The organism is Paraburkholderia sp. BL23I1N1 (assembly GCF_003610295.1).
Classification (GTDB): domain Bacteria; phylum Pseudomonadota; class Gammaproteobacteria; order Burkholderiales; family Burkholderiaceae; genus Paraburkholderia.
Genome location: NZ_RAPV01000001.1, coordinates 1,206,804 through 1,228,400, shown reverse-complemented (window position 1 = coordinate 1,228,400; position 21,597 = coordinate 1,206,804). Strand labels below are relative to the sequence as shown.

Below are 21,597 nucleotides of genomic sequence, written 5' to 3'. Positions count from 1 at the left end.
GTGCTTCGGCACCTCTCTTTTTTACGCCAGTGGTTATCGATAGACTGTTTTCTGTTTCTGCCTTTCTCTCTCGGTCAGCTCTTCGCTGTCCAAGCGTCCGGTAAGCTGTGCGTCAGTGTCGATACGAAGCGCTCTGTTTCCGCCTTGCGCGGTTGCATGAAAACGTCGCGCGATGGGCCCGCCTCTACGATCACGCCGTTATTCAAAAACACCACGTCTCGTGCAATCGTCGCAGCTAGACGCAAATCATGCGTCGCCATCAACATCGTCATGCCCTCCGTGGCAAGCTGCTTGAGGACGTCCACCACCTCCGCCGCTAATCCGGGATCCAGTGCCGATGTGGGCTCGTCGCACAACAACACCTCCGGCGATGGCGCCAGCGCCCGTGCAATCGCTACGCGTTGCTGCTGCCCGCCGGACAGCGTTGAGGGCCATGCGTCCGCTTTATGGGCGATGCCAACCTTCTCAAGCAATTCGTCCGCGCGCACGCGCGCTTTTTCTCTGTCCCATTTCAGTACGGTTAGCAATCCTTCCATTACGTTCTGGCGTACCGTCAGGTGCGGAAACAACTGGAAATTCTGGAACACCATGCCGGTGCGGCGGCGGATCGTCAGCACGGCCTCGCGCGATGGCTTGTGATCGCGGCTGAATTCAAGGCGCTCGCTGCCCACTTCAAGTGATCCGGCCTCCGGGATTTCCAGCAGATTCACACAACGTAAAAGCGTACTCTTGCCGCTGCCAGACGGGCCAATCAGCGCAGTGACGTTGCCCGGCGCGAGTTGCAAGTCCACCGAAGTCAACACCCGGTTCTCGCCGAAGTACTTGTCGATTTTTTCCAGTCGAATCATCAGTTGCCCGCCTGGAAAAGTGCGTGACGGCCAAACTTGCGCTCAAGCCGAACTTGCGCCGACGACAACACCGAACTGAATACCAGATATACCAGCGCCGCTTCCGTGTACAGAATCAACGGCTCATACGTCACCGAGGCGATCCGCTGTGCCGCCTGGAACACCTCGGGCACCGTCAGCACCGCAGCGAGCGAGGTGTCCTTCACCAACGCAATGAACGAGTTCGACAGCGGCGGCAGCGCAACGCGCGCCGCCTGCGGCAAGATCGCGCGGCGCAACGCCTGTTCACGCGTCATGCCCATCGAGTACGCCGCTTCCCATTGCCCCTTCGGAATCGACTCGATCACGCCGCGTATCACCTCCGAGTTATACGCACCGACATTCAGCGAAAAACCAATGATCGCCGCCGTCAACGGATCAAGCACAATGCCCACGTTCGGTAGTCCGTAGAAAATCACGAACAGTTGCACTAGTAACGGCGAACCGCGAAACAGCCACACGTAGAACCGCACACACGTGACCGCCCACCGCGGCCCGAACAGGCGGACCAGCGCGACGATAAACGCCACCACGATCCCAATCGCGAACGAGGCCAGCGTGAGCGGCACGGTAAAAAACAAGCCCCGCGTACAGGAGGGGCCACAGCGAATGCGCCATCAAATGCAACCATGCCGGCATGATTCAGACTCGCACGTGACGCTTATTGGGAAACGTCTTTGCCAAAGTACTTCTGCGAAATCTTCAAGTACGTGCCGTCTTTTCGCATGTCGGCGAGTGCCTTGTTGATCGCGGCCTGCAACTCAGGACTGCCTTTGCGAATCAGCACCGCGGACTTGTCGCTGCTGTCCGCCGACGTGTCGATCGCGGCAATCTTCACCTTCGCGTCCGGCTTGTGCTTCTTGAAGTCGAGGAACGACAGCGAGTCGTTCACGGTCGCGTCGACGCGGCCTGCGGTCAACAGGTCGACCGATTCGTTGAAGCCCTGCACGGGAATCACCTCCGCACCATGCGCGGCCGCGATCTTGCCGAAGTTGCTGGTCAAGGTATTCGCCGACTTCTTGCCCTTCAGGTCGTCGAAGGTCTTGATCGTAGTGTTGTCCGAACGCACGATCAGCGCCGCGTGCGAAGTGATGTACGGATCCGAGAAATCGTATTTGGCTTTGCGCGCGTCGGTGACAGCGACTTCATTGATCACCGCGTCATAGCGGTTCACGTCGAGACCGGCAATCAGGCCGTCCCATTTACCTTCGACGAATTGCGGCTTGACGCCAAGGCGTTGCGCGATCGCCGTGCCGATCTCGACGTCGAAGCCGGTCAGCTTGCCGGATTCATCGTGGTACGTGAACGGTGCGTACGTGCCCTCGGTGCCGATCTTGAACACGCCCGCAGATTTGATCTGCGCGAGCTCGTCAGCAGCGAATGCCGGGCTCAAGGTCACCGCTTGCAGCAGCGCGATCAGCAGAATGGAACGAATCGACTTCATCAGGTGGCTCCGGAAAGTTGGCTACGTCAGTTGCATGGTTTTGTGTGCGGCATTCCGCCGACGGTCGGGCCCGGCAGAGTGGGCGGACTGTAGCAAACGGTCTAGGTTTTTACAAAGGATCAGGTTTCCGATCAATATGCGCTTGCGTGCTAAGCGGACGGCCAGGACATCTCATACAACGTTGAATTCGACTCTACAGCAGATATGGCAGACGCGGCATGCATCGCACCACGGAACACATGCTGGGCGCCATCGGGGAAAACGCGAGAGGGGGATCGCCGCGGCGAATGCGCGGCGTTGAAAAAGGTGGGCACGGGCGGCACTGCGAGGCCGCCCGTCAGATTGCAATCGGCTTACCGTTCCACCGGATGTGGCTCCTTGCGCTTGTTGGCGACCCGGATCGCGTCGAAGTAAGCAGGATTCGGCGGACGCTTCAGATAACGCCCGGCGCCCCGCACCGCCCGCAGTTCGCCATCGGTCCAGGCCAGCGCGCCGCGCATGAGCGTGTGCATCGCCACGCCCTGCACCGTCATCCCTTCGAACACGTTGAAGTCGACATTCTGATGATGCGTCTTCACCGAAATCGTTTTGCTTGCCTGCGGATCCCACGCGACCAGGTCGGCGTCCGCGCCCACCTGGACCGCACCTTTGCGCGGATACAGATTGAAAATCTGCGCGGCATTGGTCGACGTGATACGCACGAACTCGTTCGGCGTGAGACGCCCCGAATTCACGCCGTGATGCCAAAGCACCGCCATGCGATCTTCAACGCCGCCACAGCCGTTAGGGATCTTTGTAAAGTCCTCCCGACCCATGGCCTTCTGCGACGCGCAGAACACGCAGTGATCGGTCGCGGTTGTGTGCAACTGACCCGCTTGCAGCCCCCGCCACAATGCCTCGCGATGCTCCGCGGAACGGAACGGCGGGCTCATGACGTGCGCCGCCGCGCGGGTCCAGTCGGGATCGCGATACACCGCTTCATCGATCACCAGATGGCCCGGCAGCACCTCGCCGAACACGCGAAGGCCTTCGCTGCGGGCGCGCGCTATCGCGTCCACCGCATCTTTCGAGGACACGTGGACGATATACACTGGCACACCCAGCACCTGGGCAATGCGGATCGCCCGATTGGCGGCCTCGCCCTCCACTTCCGGCGGCCGTGACAACGGATGCGCCTCCGGCCCGGTAAAACCCTTTGCAAGCAACTGGCGCTGCAACTGAAACACCAGTTCACCGTTTTCCGCATGCACGGTGGGCAGCGCGCCGAGTTCGAGCGAACGCGAGAAACTGTTCACCAGCACTTCGTCGTCGGCCATGATTGCGTTTTTATACGCCATAAAGTGCTTGAAACTCGATACGCCGTGTTCGTGCACCAGCGTGCCCATGTCGCGATAGACCGAATCGTCCCACCATGTCACCGCAACATGAAAGCCATAGTCCGCCGAAGCCTTTTCCGCCCAGCCGCGCCATGCCTTGAAGGCTTCCATCAACGATTGCTTCGGACTCGGAATCACAAAGTCGATGATGCTGGTCGTGCCGCCGGATAAACCCGCGGCCGTGCCGGTATAGAAATCGTCGCTGGCCGTAGTGCCCATGAACGGCAATTCCATATGCGTGTGCGGATCGATGCCACCGGGCATCACATACTGCCCACCCGCATCGACGATCGTCGCGCCCGCCGGCGCCGCCAGGTCTGCTCCGATCTGCAGGATCGTACCGCCGTCCTGCGGGTCCGCACACAACACGTCCGCACGATACGTGTTCTCCGCGTCGATAATCGTGCCGCCGCGAATCAGGGTCGTCACCGTTTCGTCTCCTAATGAACTGCCAGTTTCGGTGCTACGTACTTCGCTCGCTTCGCGGGTGGTTTATGCACTCGCCACGCGCGCGCTCGGTCCCTTGCTCAGCTTCATCCATGCGCTATATACGATCGACGCCAGCGCGAGTCCGACAAACCAGGCGTACGTATAGAGCGTGTTGAAAATAGCCGGCACATTCGGGAACGACGCCGGAAACGCCGTATGCAGAAAGCCCGGCAGATTCGGCAGCACGCCGATCAAAAGCGCCACCACCGCGCCGATATTCCAGCCGCCGGTGTAGCTGTATTCGCCATGCTCGTCGAATAGTTCACGCGGGTCCAGCCGTGTGCCGCGAATCAGGAAATAGTCGACCATCAGAATGCCCGCCACCGGACCGAGCAAAGCCGAGTAGCCGACCAGCCACGTGAAGATATAGCCCTGCGTGGTGGCGAGAATCTTCCACGGCATCATCACAATGGCGATCGTCGCGGTAATCATGCCGCCGGCGCGATAAGAAATACCCTTGGGCCACAGGCTCGAAAAGTCATAGGCCGGGCCGACGAGATTCGCCGCCAGATTGCAGCACATCGTATCCAGCGTCAGGATGATCAGCGCAAGCCCGACGCCGATGCCGGTCATGCGGCTCGTCAGGTCGATCGGGTCCCAGATCGCCTTGCCGTAGATCACCACGGTCGCCGACGTCACCACCACGGAAATCACCGAGAGCAACGCCATCGGAATCGGCAAACCCACCGACTGACCGATGATCTGATCACGCTGCGTTTTGGCAAAGCGGGTGAAATCGGGGATATTCAGCGCGAGCGTCGCCCAGAAACCCACCATCGCCGTGAGGCCGGGCCAGAAGGTCGCCCAGAACAGCCCTTCCTTCTTGCCGCCCGCCACGAACTGCGAAGGCGCCGACAGCATCGAGCCGATTCCGCCCGCCTTCGAAGTCGCCCACCACACCAGCGCGATACACATCACGATCTTGATCGGCGCGGACCAGCTTTCGAGCCAGCGAATCGAATCGGTACCGTGAACAATGAAGTAGATCTGCAGCGCCCAGAACACGAGAAAACACGCGAGCTGCGCGAGCGAGATGTCGAGGAACGGCAAGGCCGCGCCGTGTAGCGCATTGCCGGTCAGAATATTCAGCAGGGTGTAGATCGCGCTGCCGCCAAGCCAGGTCTGAATGCCGTACCAGCCACACGCGACGATCGCACGCAGCATGGCCGGCAATTTCGCGCCTTGCGTGCCGAAGGAAGAACGCACCAGCACCGCGTAGGGAATACCGTGCTTCGCGCCGGCATGCCCGATCAACAGCATCGGCACCAGTACTATCAGATTGCCGAGCAGCACGGTCGCAACCGCCTGCCATGGCGACATGCCCTCCTCCGTCAATCCGGCCGCGAGCATGTACGACGCGATGTTCATCACCATTCCGACCCAGAGCGCGGCGAAGTGATACCACCTCCACGTGCGCTGTGCGATGCCGGTGGGCGCAAGGTCGTCGTTATAAAGACTGCTGCCCTGCGCGCCGGCCGCGAACTGCGGATCGACGGGTTGCGCTGTCTGCTTCATCGAAAGATCTCCACTGATCGTTGAGGCCTGCGCGGCTTCTGGCGGCGCGTCAGGCCATGGGGGAAACTACAGGTTCAGTACAAGCGCTTCGCTTCGTTTCGTTTCGTTTGCTACAGATTGCTCACGTTTCAGGCTGCTTTTGCGGCGTGCGCATGCTCGGCGGTTTCAGCTGCATCTGACTTGTCGCTTTCACCCGCATCCACTCGAGCGGGGTTGTTCGGATGCGTGGTCCAGTTCGCGTACTCGCCGCTGTCCACGCGCTCCATCGTGATGCACTGCTCGACCGGGCACACATGCATGCACAGATTACAGCCGACACATTCGGAGTCCAACACTTCAAAATGCCGGACGCCATCTTTTTCTTTCATGATCGCCTGGTGAGCCGTGTCTTCGCACGCGATATGACAGAGGCCGCACTGAATGCACTTGTCCTGATCGATGCGCGCCTTGATGTCGTATTTGAGGTTGAGGTACTTCCAGTCGGTGACGTTCGGCACCGCGCGGCCGCGAAAGTCGTCGAGCGTTGTGTAGCCCTTTTCGTCCATCCAGTTCGAGAGGCCGTCCGCGAGGTCGGAGACGATACGGAATCCATAGTGCATCGCGGCCGTGCAGACCTGCACGCTGCCCGCACCAAGCACCATGAATTCGGCCGCGTCGCGCCACGTCGAAATGCCGCCGATGCCGGAGATCGGCAGATTCGGTGTTTCCACGTCGCGCGCAATTTCAGCCACCATGTTCAGCGCGATTGGCTTCACCGCCGGGCCGCAGTAGCCGCCGTGCGTGCCCTTGCCGTCGACCATCGGCAACGGCGACATCGCGTCGAGGTCGACCGCGACGATCGAGTTGATCGTATTGATCAGCGACACGCCGTCCGCGCCGCCCTTATAGGCAGCCCGCGAACCGAGGCGGATGTCGCTGATATTCGGTGTGAGTTTGACAAGGCACGGCAGCTTCGTGCCTTCCTTGACCCAACGCGTGACCATCTCGATGTACTCGGGCACCTGGCCGACCGCCGCACCCATGCCACGCTCGCTCATGCCGTGCGGGCAGCCAAAATTCAGTTCGACCGCATCGGCGCCGGTGTCTTCGACGAGCGGCAAAATCCACTTCCAGTCGCGCTCGTTGCACGGCACCATCAGCGAGACGATCATTGCGCGGTCCGGCCAGTCGCGTTTGACCTGAGTGATTTCCTTAAGGTTGATGTCGAGCGGTCGATCGGTGATCAGTTCGATGTTGTTCAGGCCCGCGATGCGCTGACCGTTCCATTGCACCGCGCCATAGCGCGAGCTGACGTTCACCACATGCGGGTCGAGGCCCAACGTCTTCCACACCACTCCGCCCCAGCCCGCCTCGAACGCGCGGTTCACGTTATAGGCTTTGTCGGTCGGCGGCGCGGAAGCGAGCCAGAAAGGATTCGGCGAAGTAATGCCGGCAATCGTACAGCGCAGATCGGCCATGTTCGGCTCCTTGGGGACGGCTGTTTTGTCTTGGTGTGATGCGTGAATTAAGCGTCTTTACGCAGTCTTATGCGGCTTTCACGGCTGTGCGGGCGAACTGGGCGTCAATCGAGGCAGCGGCGATCTTGCCGTCCTGCACCGCTTGTACCGTCAGATCGATCCCACCCGTCGCCGCGCAATCGCCACCTGCCCACACGTCTGGCAACGAAGTTTGTCCGTTTGCATCGACCGCAATTCGGCTGCCGTCCAGGGTCAACAATTCGCGCTCGATACCGACAGGCACCAGCGTCTGCCCAATTGCCTTGAGCACCATGTCGACTTCGACCACGAAGCGCTCCCGAGTGCCGTCGCCTGATGTGCGTTCGAATTCGACACTCGTGACCACGCCGTCTTTTCCGATCAAACGCACCGGCCTTGCGTGCGTGACAAGCGTGACGCCGTTGGTCTGCGCGAAATCGCGCTCGGCCCAGGTCGCCGTCATTGACTCGACGCCGCGCCGATACACCATCGTCACCGAGGTCGCGCCGAGCTTGCGGCTTTGCACAGCGGCATCCACTGCCGTATTGCCGCCGCCGATCACTACGACCCGGCGGCCCACCGGTACCGTGCCGAAGTCATTCGCGGCGCGAACCTGTTCAATGAAATCCACTGCATTCATTACGCCGCTCAGGTCCTCGCCTTCCATTGCCAATGCGCGCACGCCCGTGAGGCCGATCGCGAGGAAGACCGCATCATGCAGCTTGCGCAGCGCGTCGAGATCCACGTCGCGTCCCAGCGCAACGCTGTGTTTAATCTCGATGCCACCGACCGAGCACAACCACTCCACTTCGCGCTGCGCAAAATCGTCGACGGTTTTATAGGCCGCGATACCGTATTCGTTCAGACCGCCCGCTTTCTCGTGGGCGTCATAAATGGTCACGTTATGGCCCGCCAATGCAAGCCGATGCGCGCACGCCAGTCCGGCCGGTCCCGCGCCGACCACGGCGACGTGCCGCCCCGTTTCGCCAGCGCGCTTGAACAGCGCTTCGCCGCGCGCCATCGCCCAATCGGTCGCGTGACGTTGCAGCGCGCCGATCGTCACCGGCTTCGCATCCTGATGGTTGCGCACGCAAGCTCCCTCGCACAGAATCTCGGTCGGGCACACTCGCGAACACATGCCGCCCAGCGGATTCGCCGACAGAATGTCGACGGCCGCGCCCTTCAGATTGCCGTTGCTGATCTTGCGAATGAAACTGGGAATGTCGATCTGCGTCGGACACGCGTTCACACACGGCGCGTCGTAACAGTAATGACAGCGGCTCGCCGCGGCGGCCGCGGCACTCGCGTCGAGCAAGGGCGCGATGTCGGAGAACTCGCACGAGAGTTGCTCGGCCGATAGGCGCTGAGGCGCAATATCGCCGGTTTGCTTGATGACCATACACGTTCCTTCGTCAATGTGAGGACGTAGCCGTTCCTGCCGGCTGCGCTGAAGCGGAGCCGGGACGGCATGTTTTATGGGCACTACCGCTAAAACGTTATGAAACCGGCTCGCACGCTCGTTCGAGCATGGCGTGCAGCAAGACGTTGGCGCCCGCTTCGATCCATTCGAAGGTGGCGTCCTCGATCTCGTTGTGACTGATCCCGTCGACGCACGGCACGAACACCATCGAAGTCGGCGCGACTTGCGACAGATAACAGGCGTCGTGCCCCGCACCCGACACCATGTTGCGATGCGAATAGCCAAAGCGTTCGGCCGCGGCGCGCACGGACTTCACGCAGGCCTCGTCGAAAGCGACTGGCGCGTAGTAGAAGATCTGCTCGAGTTCGGTTTCCAGACCGATACCGTTTGCAATCTCCGCCACGCCTTGCCGCAACGCGGCATCCATCTTCGCGAGGACGGCATCGTCCGGATGACGGAAATCGACGGTGAAGAACACGCGGCCCGGAATGACATTGCGCGAGTTCGGATAGACCTGCATCATGCCGACCGTCGCGCAGCCGAACGGCGCGTTGTCCAACCCGATGCGATTGACCAGATCGACCACGCGCGCGGCGCCGAGCAAAGCATCGCGACGACGCGGCATCGGCGTCGGACCCGCATGCGCCTCTTGCCCCGTCAGCGTGATTTCGTACCAGCGCTGACCTTGTGCATCGGTCACCACGCCAATGGTTTTTTGCTCGGCTTCGAGAATCGGCCCTTGTTCGATATGCAATTCGAACGCGGCATGCAAGGGGTGGCCGCCGCAAGGAAGATCGCCCGCATAGCCGATGCGCTTGAGTTCCTCGCCGATGGTCTTGCCGTCCACGTCTTTGCGCGAGAGGCCGTAATCCAGCGTGAAGACGCCGGCGAACACACCCGAGGCAACCATTGCGGGTGCGAAGCGCGAGCCTTCCTCGTTGGTCCAGATCACCACTTCAACCGGATGCTCGGTCTCGATGCCGTGATCGTTCAGACTACGAATCACTTCGAGTCCGCCGAGCACGCCGTAGATGCCGTCGAAACGGCCGCCGGTCGGCTGCGAATCCGCGTGCGAACCGGTCACGACCGGCAACGCGTCGGGATTGCGCCCGGCGCGGCGCATGAAGACATTGCCCATCTGATCGACACTGACGGTGCAACCCGCTTCTTTCGCCCAACTGACGATCAGGTCGCGCCCCTGTTTGTCGAGGTCGGTCAGCGCCAGCCGGCAGACGCCGCCTTTGGGCGTCGCACCGATCTTCGCCATCGTCATCAGGCTGTCCCACAGCCGCTTGCCGTCGACCCTGATCGACGTAGCGGGCTCTGAGTGTTTCAGCGCTTCGGATACCGCGTTCATTCGTCTCGCTCCTTTCGGTGAACCGACATGAAACTGGTGCATGGGCGGCGGTTTTTGGGGCGTGGCCGCACGGCGGCGGTGCACATTCGATGCCTTCGATTGCCTCTTCGTCAGAGGGCAAACCCTGGGGCATCGCCCGCTCTCTCAATCCTGTCCAGTTGGACAGGTTGTAGACGATTAAGCCCGCCAAATCAATCTCTTTCGTACGGTGGGAAACATAGCGAGAAGCGTGCCATTGCACCGCAACACGTATTTTTCAACGGCAGAGATTGCACGTGTCCATCTGCGTTCAAACGACTAGAATGAAGCGCGACGCGGCACACATGCAGACGAAGGCCAACATGAGAGACCACAACGTGGCTGCCGACATCACGGAAAACGGCGAGACAAAGGAAGAAACGCGCGCACCTTTGCGGCGGCGCAAGGCGCACATTCGCGAGTCGAATGAAGCGCATTTATTGGCGTGCGCCGAAGCGGTTTTCGCCGAGCGAGGACTCGACGGAACCAGCACGGCGATGATCGCGGAACGTGCAGGCTTACCGAAAGCTAACCTGCATTACTACTTCCCGACAAAACTCGCGCTGTACCGTCGCGTGCTGGAAGACCTGTTCGAAGACTGGCACCGTGCGGCGGATACGTTCGAATGCAGCGATGATCCGGTCGAAGCGATCGGCGGATACGTACGCGCAAAAATGGAGTTATCGCGCCGCCGGCCATTGGGTTCGAAGGTATGGGCGAGCGAGATCATCCACGGCGCGGAGCATATGGAGGACATCCTCACCGGGCGCGTCAAGCCGTGGCTCGACAGCCGGGTGAAGGTGATCGATGGCTGGATCGCACGCGGTCTCCTGGCGCCCGTGAATGCGCAGACGCTGATGTACATGATCTGGGCCACCACCCAGCATTACGCCGACTTCGACGCGCAGATTCGCGCGATTAAAGGCAAGCGCGCGCTAACGCAGAAAGCGTTTGAGGCAACGACAGAGGAAGTCGTGCAGTTGGTGATCCGGGCGTGTGGCGCGGTGTCGCCGGCGCAGCGTGAGGAAGGAGCGGATCCATCAAGATAAAAAAGCAAAAGCCCGGCTGCGTTTTTTAATAACAGCCGGGCCTTTGCACTATTGCGTAAAACCTCTCTCGAGGCTTAGCCGTTCAATACGTCTCCAGATGCAGCCGCCCTTCCCGCTTCAGCTTCATCCACAACGCTTCCCAATCGAGCTGGTGCTGCTCACCGATTTCCTTGAGCACCTGCAGCACGCCGTCTTCCATACCCTTCAACCCGCACACGTAGATATGCGTGTTGTCGTCCTTGAGCATGTGCGCCACGTCGACCGCGCGCTCGCGCATCGCGTCCTGCACGTAGCGCTTCGGTTGACCCGGCGTGCGTGAAAACGCCAGATTCGTGTCGATGAAATCTTTTGGCAGATTCGTCAGCGGTCCGAAGTACGGCAATTCTTCTTTCGTCCGCGCGCCGAAGAACAACATCAGCTTGCCGGTCGCACCTTTCAGGCGACGACGCCTGCGATACTCGGTCATGGCGCGCATCGGCGCCGAGCCGGTGCCCGTGCAAATCATCAGCAAATGCGAGTTTGGATGATTCGGCATCAGGAAGGTGCCGCCGAATGGGCCGATCACGCTCACCACGTCGCCCTTCTTCAGGTCGCACAAATAGTTCGAGCAGATCCCATCGAGCGCGTCGCCGTGCTGTTGTGAAACGCGCTTCACGGTAAGCGAAACGTTGTTATAGCCGGGCCGTTCGCCGTCGCGCGGGCTCGCAATCGAATACTGCCGCGCGTGATGCGTGCGGCCATCCGCGCTCTCGCCCGGCGGCAGGATACCAATCGACTGGCCCTCCAGGACAGGGAAAGGCATCGAACCGAAATCGAGCACGATGTGATGGATGTCGCTATCGGTCGAGCCGTCGGTGAGCCGGTAGTTGCCGACCACCGTCGCGGTAGTCGGCGCCTTGTGCGTGTAGAGGTTCACGTACGGCTTCGCAGCAGACCACGGCGGCACGACCGAGCCGCGCACGGTATCGACTTCAATCCCGCTCGCGTCGGCCGGCGTATCGCCTGACGATCCCGCCGCCTCGTCGGCAACCGCCGGCACGGCCATCGTGTTCTGCTCCGGCAGCACGTCCCATTTGAACTGCTCTTCGATGGGATAGGCATCGGCCTTCAGCACCGTGCGCCAGTTATCGATCGCGCCGGTCGGACACGGCGGCACGCATGCCATGCAGCCGTTGCAGACATCCGCCTTGACCACGTAATTGTTCTCGTCGTGCGTGATCGCATCGACCGGGCAAGTCTCTTCGCACGTATTGCAGCGAATGCAGATTTCCGGATCGATCAGATGCTGCCTGAGAACTTCGATCGATACTGGGCCGTTCATGACTTCCTCCACCCTATATTCGTGCGAATACGACGCCGCACGCCGCACGTTTTTAATCGCCGTACTCAGTTAAAGCGCACGTACTCGAAATCGACCGGCTGACGGTTCACGCCCATAGCCGGCGGCGCAATCCAGTTCGCGAACTTGCCGGGTTCGGTGACGCGGCCCATCAGCGAAGCGACATACGCGCGGTCTTCCGGCGTGGCGAGCCACTTCGCTTCATTGGCGGCCCATTCGGTTTCGCTGATCACACGGCCGTCCGGTGACACACGGGTACTCGCAAACGTGCCGATCTGGCGATTGAACGCTTTATGCGGCACCGTCATGCGGGCATCGATGCCGGCCTTTTCGAGCACCTTGTTCCAACGGCCGACGCCCGCCACCGAATCTTTAATATAGTCGTCGCGCAGCACTTCATTCATGGCGTTGAGCATCGGCACTTCGCGCTCGACCAGCTTGCCGTCCTGCACGTCGAGCAGCTTGTAGCTTTGACCATTCAATTGATGATCGTCGTCGCGCTTGTTCTCTTCGTAGCGGCCCTTCAGGCCCGAGCTATAGAACGTGGCAGCATTCGAAGAATGATCGGCACCGAACAAGTCGATCGTCACCGAGTAATGGAAGTTCAGATAGCGCTGGATCGTCGGCAGATCGATCACGCCGGCCGCGCGAATCTTCGCGACGTCGTCCGTGCCCAATTCGTTCATCACCTGCGCGGTGCGCTGAATCACGCGCGACACACCCGATTCGCCGACGAACATGTGATGCGCTTCTTCAGTCAGCATGAACTTGGTGGTGCGTGCGAGCGGATCGAAACCCGACTCGGCGAGCGCCGACAACTGGAACTTGCCGTCGCGGTCGGTAAAGTACGTGAACATGAAGAACGCAAGCCAGTCCGGCGTTTTCTCGTTGAACGCGCCGAGAATGCGCGGATTGTCTTCGTCACCCGAACGGCGGCCGAGCAATGCTTCGGCTTCCTCACGGCCATCGCGGCCGAAGTGACGGTGCAGCAGGTACACCATTGCCCACAGGTGGCGGCCTTCTTCCACGTTCACCTGAAACAGGTTGCGCAAGTCGTACATCGAAGGTGCGGTCAAACCCAGATGCCGTTGCTGCTCGACAGAAGCCGGTTCGGTATCGCCTTGCGTCACGATGATGCGGCGCAGATTCGCGCGATGTTCGCCGGGCACGTCCTGCCACGCGGCCTCACCCTTGTGCTCGCCGAAACGAATCTTGCGGTCCTGCTCGCCGGGCGTGAGGAAAATGCCCCAGCGATAGTCCGGCATCTTCACGTGATCGAAATGCGCCCAGCCGCCGGCGTCGACGCTCACCGCCGTGCGTAGATACACGTCATAGCCATGCGAGCCTTCCGGGCCCATATCGCCCCACCACGCCAGAAAATTCGGCTGCCATTGTTCGAGCGCGCGTTGCAATGTTCGGTCGTCGGCGAGATTGACGTTGTTCGGAATCTTTTCGCTGTAGTTGATCGTTGACATGGTCGGTTCCTTGGTCGGAATACAGAGCTTGCGGATGAGAGGCACGTATCGGGCAGGCGGCGCTGCTTTCAGCTATTTAGCGCGCCGCGTCGAGAAGAATCAAACACGCGAGACGTCGAATTGCGCCTTGCTGCCCTTGCCGTACACCTTGAGCGCGCCCTTCTCGCCCACTGCGTTCGGCCGGTTGAAAATCCAGTTCTGCCAGGCAGTGAGACGCCCGAAAATCCGCGTCTCCATCGTTTCAGGGCCGTTGAAACGCAGATTCGCTTCCAGTCCGGTCAATGCATCCGGCGACATGGCCGCGCGTTCTTCGAGCGCGATGCGGATTTCGTCGGCCCAATCTATATCGTCGGGCGACGCGGTCACGAGACCCAGGCGCTCTGCTTCAACAGGCTTGATCGCCTGGCCGATTTTCGAGCGCACCGCGTCGAGCGGTTCGGCTTCTTCATAGAAGCGGCGAGCGAGGCGCGATTGATGCGTCACCATCGGATAGAGGCCGAAGTTGACTTCCGACGGCGTGATCGCCGGCTCTTCGTCTTCGTTGCTCGGCAGTGCCGCCATATAGCTACGGTCAGCAGCGAACGCGAGTTCCGCAAAGGTGCCGGCAAAGCACGAGCCCGGCTCGATCAGCGCGAACAGCGAACGCGACGACACGTCGATACGCGCCAACGTGCGACGCAAGAGGCCAATGGTCTCGCGCACGAACCAGTGATCCTTGTGCTGCATCAGCGTAGCGTCGGCGGCGAGCAGGTTGCGGGCGTCGCCTTCGGTCTTGAAGACCCAAGTGCCGACGTCGAGCTCGTTGGTCCGCATCGACAGAATCGCGTCGTCGAGTTCGCGGGCGAACTGCAGCGGCCACCAGTTCGTGCCGGCGGCGACGATCGCGTCGATCTCCATGGGTTGTCCCGCTTGCGGCGCTTTCGCGGTGAAGGTGGCGATGCGCTTCGCACGATCGATCGTGACGTCGAGCGTTTTATAGGTCAGGCCGTCTTCGCGATTGGTGCGTTCGATACGCGTGAGCATCACGCCTTGCGCATCCGACGGACGATCGCTTTGCTCGGCAAGTTCGAGCGCGCGTGCCTGAATCGTCTGATCGAACTGATTCGGCTTCACGACTTCATCCACGAGACGCCATGCTTTCGCCCGCTCGCCACGAACGCCTTCCACCACCGTGCAGAAGATGTCGGCGCGATCGTGACGCACCTTGCGCTTATCGGTAACGCGCGTGAGGCCGCCGGTACCCGGCAGCACGCCCAGCAGCGGCACTTCCGGCAGCGATACCGACGACGAGCGATCATCCACCAGATAGATTTCGTCGCAAGCGAGCGCGAGTTCGTAACCGCCGCCGGCGCACGCGCCGTTCACGGCAGCGAGAAACTTCAGCCCTGAATGACGCGACGAGTCTTCGAGACCGTTGCGCGTTTCATTAGTGAACTTGCAGAAGTTGACCTTCCACGCATGCGTGGACAGGCCCAGCATGAAGATGTTCGCGCCCGAGCAGAACACGCGGTCCTTCAGGCTCGTCAGCACCACGGTTTTGACTTCGGGATGCTCGAAGCGAATGCGCTGTATCGCGTCGTGCAATTCGATGTCGACGCCAAGGTCGTACGAATTCAGCTTCAGCTTGTAGCCGTCACGGATGCCGCCGTCCTCGGCGATATCGATGCCGAGGGTCGCAACAGGACCGTTGAAACTCAGCTTCCAATGCTTGTACTGCGAGGGATCGGTGCGGTAATCGACCGGCGCGACTGCGATTTCTGCTGTGGACATGGGGCGTCTCCTGACTGGACCTGGACGATGCAAAAATTGTTTTTTGAACAATAGTGCATCGTCACCACGGTGTAAAGCACTTTAATGCATGTTTTATAGTAAACCCTGAGCCCGCCCTGCAGTTCAGCTCACTCTTGCGTCGTCCGGCGATTCGGCCGCGAGCCTTGCGGCAAGCCGGTCACGCAGCTGCAAGTAGGCGTCGGCCAAGGTTTTTTCGCTGGTGTCGAAGGTCATATCGGCGCGGCCGTATAGCTCGCTGCGCCCCGCCAGGATGCGCTTGAGGTCGTCCATCGCTTCCTTGTTGCCGGACATCGGCCGCAAGTCGCCTTGCGCGACGACACGGCGCATATGCTCCTCCGGCGTGGCTTGCAGCCATACGGTAAAGCAGTGCGACAGCAGCGCGTTAAAGGTGCCCGACTCCGACACCAGCCCGCCCGGCGAGGCAATCACGGCGCGCTCGTGCTCCTGAATCACCGCCTCGAGCGCCCGGTGTTCATAGCGCCGGTACGCGCTCGCGCCGTAGAGGGAATGAATCTCCGACGGCGGGCAGCCGGCGAGTTGTTCGATGACGCGCGTGAGTTCGACGAACGGCACTTTGCGCTCCTGCGCCAGCATCCGTCCAAAGGTCGACTTGCCGGCTCCGCGCAAGCCGATCAGCGCGATCCGGTCCTTGCGATGCGGGTCGCGCGGCGCTTGCGCGAACATTTCGGCGAGCGCCACACGGGCGCGCTGCAGCGCCGCCTGGTCGCGCCCTTGCAGCAGTTCGCGGATCAGCAGCCACTCGGCGGACGCGGTGGTTTCGTCGCCGATCACTTCAGCCAGCGAGCAATTCAGCGTTGCCGCGATCTGCCGCAGCACCAGCACCGACGCATTGCCCACACCCGATTCCAGATTGGCCAGATGACGCTCCGACAAACCGGTTTCAGTCGCCAGCGTCTTGCGCGTCATGCCCCGACGCGCACGCAACAGACGCACGCGATCGCCCATCGCCGTCAGAAACGGATCGCGCTCCTCGCGCTCGCCGCCGCGCTCCGCCGCACGGTCGGCTCCGCTATCAGCCCGGCCCGCGGCGCGGCTTGCGTCCTCGTCGGCAGGATCGTCCAGAGGCGTGGAAGTGTAATTTCGGTTCATGTTTAACTGCCTCTCGAATACGTTACATGTACTATAGTGCTTGACAGGTACAGAGTGAACGGTTAATTTTCGCCAAATATTGGTCCAATAACAAACGCTGTCGAGGTTTTTCGGCAGCGTTACGGAAATGGTGCGGCGACACGCATGAACTAACGTGCGTGCGCGTGCCGATAAGGAGGCTCGCATGTCCCCACATGACTTTCAACGCCTGATTGCGGGCGTGACCGAGCAACTCGCCGGGCGGCCGCTCGACGGCACGCTGGCCACGTGGCTCAACGACACCTATCCCGCCGATAGCGCTACCTTCCGCGATCTGACGGATGCCTGCCGCACGGGCGTAGCCGAAGGCTGGCTGTGCAACCGTGAAGGCGGCGGCATTCGTTATGGCCGCATCTTCAAGGCATTGCCGGATACCCACGGTTTTTCCGTCGACGTGGTCGATATGAAGGATATTGCCGGTCCGCATCACGTTCACCCGAACGGCGAAATCGATCTGATCATGCCGCTCACCGAAGGCGCCACCTTCGACGGTCATCCGGCCGGCTGGTGCGTGTACGGTCCCGGCAGCGCGCATCGCCCAACCGTCGCGAATGGGCAGGCGCTCGTGCTGTATCTCCTGCCGCAAGGCGCGATCGAATTCACCGCCACCCCACCTTCCGCCTGAGACTCGCCATGACCGAACTATTGAAAAACTACGTTGCAGGCCAGTGGGTCGCGGGCGGCGGTGAAGGCGTGACGCTCACCGACCCGATCACTGGCGAAGCGCTCGTGCGCGTGTCGAGCCAGGGCCTCGATCTCGCCCACGCATTTGGCTTCGCTCGAGAAGAAGGCGGCGCTGCCTTGCGCGCGCTGACCTACGCACAGCGCGCCGCCCGTCTTGCCGAGATCGTCAAACTGCTGCACGCGAAACGCGAGGACTACTACGCGATCTCGACCGCGAACTCGGGCACCACGCGCAATGATTCGGCGGTCGACATCGACGGGGGAATTTTCACGCTCTCGTACTACGCGAAACTCGGCGCGTCGCTCGGCGACGTGCATGCGCTGCGCGACGGCAACGCCGTATCGTTGAGCAAGGATCAATCGTTCAACGTGCAGCACGTGCTCACGCCGACACGCGGTGTCGCGCTCTTCATCAACGCTTTCAATTTTCCGTCGTGGGGCTTGTGGGAGAAAGCCGCGCCCGCGCTGTTATCCGGCGTGCCCGTCATCATCAAGCCCGCCACGGCCACGGCGTGGCTTACGCAACGCATGGTTGCCGATGTAGTCGACGCAGGCATGCTTCCGGCCGGTGCCTTGTCCGTCATCTGCGGCAGTTCCGCGGGTCTGCTCGATCAGATTCAGACATTCGACGTGGTGTCGTTCACCGGCTCCGCGCAAACCGCCTCGACATTGCGTGCGCATCCGGCTTTCGTCGAGCGCGGCGCGCGTCTGAATGTCGAAGCCGACAGTCTCAACAGCGCCATTCTCTGTGCCGACGCGACACCCGATACCCCCGCCTTCGACCTGTTTATCAAGGAGGTGGTGCGCGAAATGACCGTGAAGTCCGGTCAGAAATGCACGGCGATCCGCCGCGCGTTCGTGCCGGAAGCATCGCTCGAAGCGGTGCTGGAAGCACTGAAAGCGAGGCTCGCGAAGATAACCGTCGGCAATCCGCGCAACGAGAGTGTGCGGATGGGTTCGCTCGTGAGCCGAGAGCAGTACGAGAACGTGCAGGCCGGCATCGCCGCGTTGCGCGAGGAAGCGGCGCTCGCGTACGACGGCTCGGCGGCGCCGCTTATCGATGCGGACGCAACGATTGCGGCTTGCATCGCGCCGCATCTGTTCGTGGTCAACGATCCCGATAGCGCGACGCTGCTGCACGACGTGGAAGTGTTTGGGCCGGTGGCAACGGTAGCGCCGTATCGCGTCTCGGCTTCAACAAACGACACCCTTCCCGAAGCGCATGCAATTGCACTCGCACGACGCAGCCAGGGCTCGCTCGTCGCGTCGATCTATTCGAACGACGAGGCGCATCTCGGCAAGCTCGCGCTGGAACTCGCCGATTCGCATGGACGTGTCCACGCGATCTCACCTTCCGTGCAGCAGAGTCAGACCGGCCACGGCAACGTGATGCCGATGTCGCTGCATGGCGGGCCCGGCCGCGCGGGTGGCGGCGAAGAACTCGGCGGCCTGCGTGCACTGGGTTTCTATCACAGGCGCTCGGCCGTTCAGGCATCGAGCGCCGCAATCGACGCATTGACGCAAAACACGTATTTGCCCGCAGGGTAACGGCACAAGACAGGCAGCAAGCAAACGAAGACAGTAAGCATCGAGCGGATCATGAGCACATAACCGCCGGACCGCCCCCACCCGATGGAGGAGACATATGGAAGCCCTGCTGGAACCGGCTGCGAGTCAGCCCGCCGCGACGGTCGAACCGCCGCCCGCGGTATTCAATTTCGCGGCGTACCTGTTTCACCTGAATGAGTCGCGCGCCGGCAAAACCGCCTATATCGACGACACCGGCAGCACCACTTACGGCGAACTCGAAGACCGCGCCCGGCGCTTCGCGAGCGCATTGCGCACACTCGGCGTGCATCCGGAAGAGCGCGTGCTACTGGTGATGCTCGATACCGTCGAGTTGCCCGTCGCCTTTCTTGGCGCGCTCCATGCGGGCGTCGTGCCGGTCGTCGCGAACACGCTGCTCACCGCTGCCGACTACGTGTACATGCTCACGCACAGCCACGCGCGCGCCGTGATCGCATCGGGCGCATTGCTGCCGAATGTCACGCAGGCGATGGATAGCGCCGAACACGACGGTTGCCAATTGATCGTTTCGCAGCCACCTGAAGGCGAGCCTTCGACGGCGCCGTTGCTTAAAGATCTGATCGATGCGGCCACGCCGGCCGTCAAGGCGCAAACAACAGGTTGCGACGATATCGCGTTCTGGCTGTATTCGTCAGGTTCGACCGGCAAGCCGAAAGGCACGGTCCACACGCACGCGAATCTCTACTGGACTGCCGAGTTGTACGCGAAGCCGGTTCTTGGCATCGTCGAAAGCGATGTGGTGTTCTCGGCGGCCAAATTGTTCTTTGCCTATGGTCTGGGCAATGGTCTGACCTTCCCGCTTTCAGTCGGCGCTACGGCCGTGTTGATGGCAGAGCGTCCCACCGCCGACGCCATTTTCACGCGCCTCGTGCGGCATCGCCCGACCATTTTCTACGGCGTGCCGACGCTTTACGCGAGCATGCTCGTTTCACCCAACCTGCCCACGCGCGCTGATGTCGCGATGCGCGTGTGCACGTCGGCGGGCGAAGCGCTGCCGCGCGAAATCGGCGAGCGCTTTACTGCGCACTTCGGTTGCGAGATTCTCGACGGCATCGGCTCGACCGAGATGCTGCATATCTTCCTGTCGAATCGCGCGGGCGCGGTCGAATACGGCACCACGGGTCGCCCCGTACCCGGCTATGAGGTCGAACTGCGCGACGAAGCGGGCCACACGGTGCCCGACGATGAAGTGGGCGATCTGTATATCAAAGGACCGAGCGCGGCACTCATGTACTGGAGCAATCGCGAGAAATCGCGCGCGACGTTCCTCGGCGAATGGATTCGCAGCGGCGACAAATACCGCCGTCTCGCGAACGGCTGCTACGTGTATGCGGGTCGCAGCGACGACATGCTGAAAGTGAGCGGCCAGTACGTATCGCCTGTCGAAGTGGAAATGGTTCTGGTGCAGCACGAGGCGGTGCTGGAAGCGGCGGTGGTCGGTGTCGATCACGGCGGTCTCGTCAAGACCCGTGCGTTCGTAGTGCTGAAGCGTGAAGTCGCGCCGTCTGAGATACTCGCGGAGGAGCTGAAGGCTTTCGTCAAGGAACGGCTCGCGCCGCATAAGTATCCACGCGACATCCTGTTCGTCGACGATTTGCCGAAAACCGCTACCGGCAAAATTCAACGCTTCAAACTGCGCGAACAGTCATAAGGTGATCCATGCAGAATCCCATAGCCACGGCCGTTGTTAGCAACTTTGCAGAACTGCCCGCAACGGCATCGCATGGGCCGTTGCGTATCGAATATCGTTGGGTCAACGAAGCGGCGGCCAATGCACCGATCGCCGTGTTCCTGCATGAAGGACTCGGATCGATTGCAATGTGGCGCGACTGGCCGCAGGTTTTGTGCGAGCGTCTTGGCATGCGTGGTCTCGTCTATTCCCGACCTGGTTACGGACTCTCCACACCGCGTGAGCACGAGGTCAAATGGCCAGTCGATTTCTTGACCGCACAAGCGCGCGATATCCTGCCCGCTTTGTTCGACGCGCTCGGTATCGGCGTGCAGGAACGCAGGCGCATGTGGGTGATCGGCCATAGCGACGGTGGCTCAATCACACTCCTCTACGCGGCGCTGTATCCGGATGAATTGGCGGGTGCGGTTGCAATCGCGCCGCATGTCTTCGTCGAAGATATCTCGGTGGATAGCATCGCGCAGACCAAAGTGCTCTACGAAACCACGGATCTGCGCAGTAAGCTCGCCCGCTATCATGCCGACGTCGATTCCGCGTTCTATGGCTGGAACGATATCTGGTTGAATCCGGCATTCCGGGAATCGCGCATCGTCGATGAACTGGCGGCCATCAAGCAACCTCTGCTCGCGGTGCAAGGCCACGACGACAACTACGGCACGATGGCGCAGATCGATACGATCGGTGAACGTGTGAAGCATGCGCAGTTGGTGAAGCTCGATGCGTGTGGACACTCGCCGCATCGCGATGCGCCAGATGCGTTGAACGAGGCAATTGCGGCGTTTATCTCGCAGCCGCGTTGAACCTCATCAAGACAACGCTTGCGCTTCGGCGTGCGCAGATTATCGCGCCTTC

The 21,597-nt window shown here is 61.2% G+C and carries 16 protein-coding genes and 1 pseudogene; 5 read left to right on the top strand and 12 right to left on the bottom strand.

Features of this window, described 5'->3' with window-relative positions:
- Nucleotides 1-74: 74 nt before the first annotated feature.
- The 8 genes and pseudogenes from B0G76_RS05770 to B0G76_RS05735 form a co-directional block, all read right to left on the bottom strand.
- Nucleotides 75-848 (bottom strand): amino acid ABC transporter ATP-binding protein, encoded by a 774-nt coding sequence (locus tag B0G76_RS05770; RefSeq protein WP_120290809.1) that lies wholly within the window; start codon nt 846-848, stop codon nt 75-77.
- Nucleotides 848-1,526, bottom strand: a pseudogene (locus B0G76_RS05765) (amino acid ABC transporter permease). The gene B0G76_RS05770 and the pseudogene B0G76_RS05765 overlap by 1 nt, the downstream one beginning before the upstream one ends.
- A gap of 22 nt (nt 1,527-1,548) precedes the next feature.
- Entirely contained in the window at nt 1,549-2,331 is a 783-nt protein-coding gene (locus B0G76_RS05760; protein WP_120290807.1) for an amino acid ABC transporter substrate-binding protein, read from the bottom strand.
- A gap of 353 nt (nt 2,332-2,684) precedes the next feature.
- Nucleotides 2,685-4,136 carry a dihydropyrimidinase gene (gene hydA / locus B0G76_RS05755; RefSeq protein WP_120290805.1) on the bottom strand — a complete coding sequence of 484 codons (1,452 nt, stop codon included), beginning with the start codon at nt 4,134-4,136 and terminating at the stop codon, nt 2,685-2,687.
- Between the two features lie 63 nt (nt 4,137-4,199).
- Complete coding sequence (locus B0G76_RS05750) at nt 4,200-5,711, bottom strand: NCS1 family nucleobase:cation symporter-1 (protein WP_120290798.1); 1,512 nt, start codon at nt 5,709-5,711, stop codon at nt 4,200-4,202.
- A 128-nt stretch (nt 5,712-5,839) separates the two neighbouring features.
- The gene (gene preA, locus B0G76_RS05745) at nt 5,840-7,168 is read right to left on the bottom strand and encodes an NAD-dependent dihydropyrimidine dehydrogenase subunit PreA (protein WP_120290796.1); all 1,329 of its coding nucleotides are present in this window, start codon (nt 7,166-7,168) and stop codon (nt 5,840-5,842) included.
- Nucleotides 7,169-7,235: 67 nt separating this feature from the next.
- Entirely contained in the window at nt 7,236-8,585 is a 1,350-nt protein-coding gene (locus tag B0G76_RS05740; protein WP_120290794.1) for an NAD(P)-dependent oxidoreductase, read from the bottom strand.
- Between the two features lie 97 nt (nt 8,586-8,682).
- Nucleotides 8,683-9,963: a Zn-dependent hydrolase gene (locus B0G76_RS05735; protein ID WP_120290792.1), complete on the bottom strand. Its 1,281-nt coding sequence runs from the start codon at nt 9,961-9,963 to the stop codon at nt 8,683-8,685.
- Nucleotides 9,964-10,265: 302 nt separating this feature from the next.
- Here B0G76_RS05735 and B0G76_RS05730 point away from each other — a divergent pair, with 302 nt between their 5' ends.
- Nucleotides 10,266-11,030 (top strand): TetR/AcrR family transcriptional regulator, encoded by a 765-nt coding sequence (locus B0G76_RS05730; protein ID WP_183081998.1) that lies wholly within the window; start codon nt 10,266-10,268, stop codon nt 11,028-11,030.
- Between the two features lie 82 nt (nt 11,031-11,112).
- Here B0G76_RS05730 and boxA read toward each other — a convergent pair whose 3' ends face one another.
- The 4 genes from boxA to B0G76_RS05710 all read right to left on the bottom strand — a co-directional run bounded on the left by boxA (nt 11,113) and on the right by B0G76_RS05710 (nt 16,745).
- Complete coding sequence (gene boxA, locus B0G76_RS05725) at nt 11,113-12,351, bottom strand: benzoyl-CoA 2,3-epoxidase subunit BoxA (RefSeq protein WP_120290790.1); 1,239 nt, start codon at nt 12,349-12,351, stop codon at nt 11,113-11,115.
- 65 nt (nt 12,352-12,416) lie between these two features.
- Complete coding sequence (gene boxB / locus B0G76_RS05720) at nt 12,417-13,844, bottom strand: benzoyl-CoA 2,3-epoxidase subunit BoxB (RefSeq protein ID WP_120290788.1); 1,428 nt, start codon at nt 13,842-13,844, stop codon at nt 12,417-12,419.
- 99 nt (nt 13,845-13,943) lie between these two features.
- On the bottom strand, nt 13,944-15,614 hold the full coding sequence (gene boxC / locus B0G76_RS05715) for a 2,3-epoxybenzoyl-CoA dihydrolase (RefSeq protein ID WP_120290786.1): 1,671 nt from the start codon (nt 15,612-15,614) through the stop codon (nt 13,944-13,946).
- Nucleotides 15,615-15,737: 123 nt separating this feature from the next.
- A complete protein-coding gene (locus B0G76_RS05710; protein WP_120290784.1) occupies nt 15,738-16,745 on the bottom strand; it encodes a helix-turn-helix transcriptional regulator in 1,008 nt (335 codons plus the stop codon).
- A 184-nt stretch (nt 16,746-16,929) separates the two neighbouring features.
- Between B0G76_RS05710 and B0G76_RS05705 the strand changes: the two genes are divergently transcribed.
- The 4 genes from B0G76_RS05705 (at nt 16,930) to B0G76_RS05690 (ending at nt 21,545) form a co-directional block, all read left to right on the top strand.
- Nucleotides 16,930-17,409 carry a DUF4863 family protein gene (locus B0G76_RS05705; RefSeq protein ID WP_120290782.1) on the top strand — a complete coding sequence of 160 codons (480 nt, stop codon included), beginning with the start codon at nt 16,930-16,932 and terminating at the stop codon, nt 17,407-17,409.
- Between the two features lie 8 nt (nt 17,410-17,417).
- Entirely contained in the window at nt 17,418-19,016 is a 1,599-nt protein-coding gene (locus B0G76_RS05700) for a 3,4-dehydroadipyl-CoA semialdehyde dehydrogenase (protein WP_120290780.1), read from the top strand.
- 97 nt (nt 19,017-19,113) lie between these two features.
- Complete coding sequence (locus B0G76_RS05695) at nt 19,114-20,706, top strand: benzoate-CoA ligase family protein (protein ID WP_120290778.1); 1,593 nt, start codon at nt 19,114-19,116, stop codon at nt 20,704-20,706.
- Nucleotides 20,707-20,714: 8 nt separating this feature from the next.
- Nucleotides 20,715-21,545 (top strand): alpha/beta fold hydrolase, encoded by an 831-nt coding sequence (locus tag B0G76_RS05690; protein WP_120290776.1) that lies wholly within the window; start codon nt 20,715-20,717, stop codon nt 21,543-21,545.
- Nucleotides 21,546-21,597: the final 52 nt, after the last annotated feature.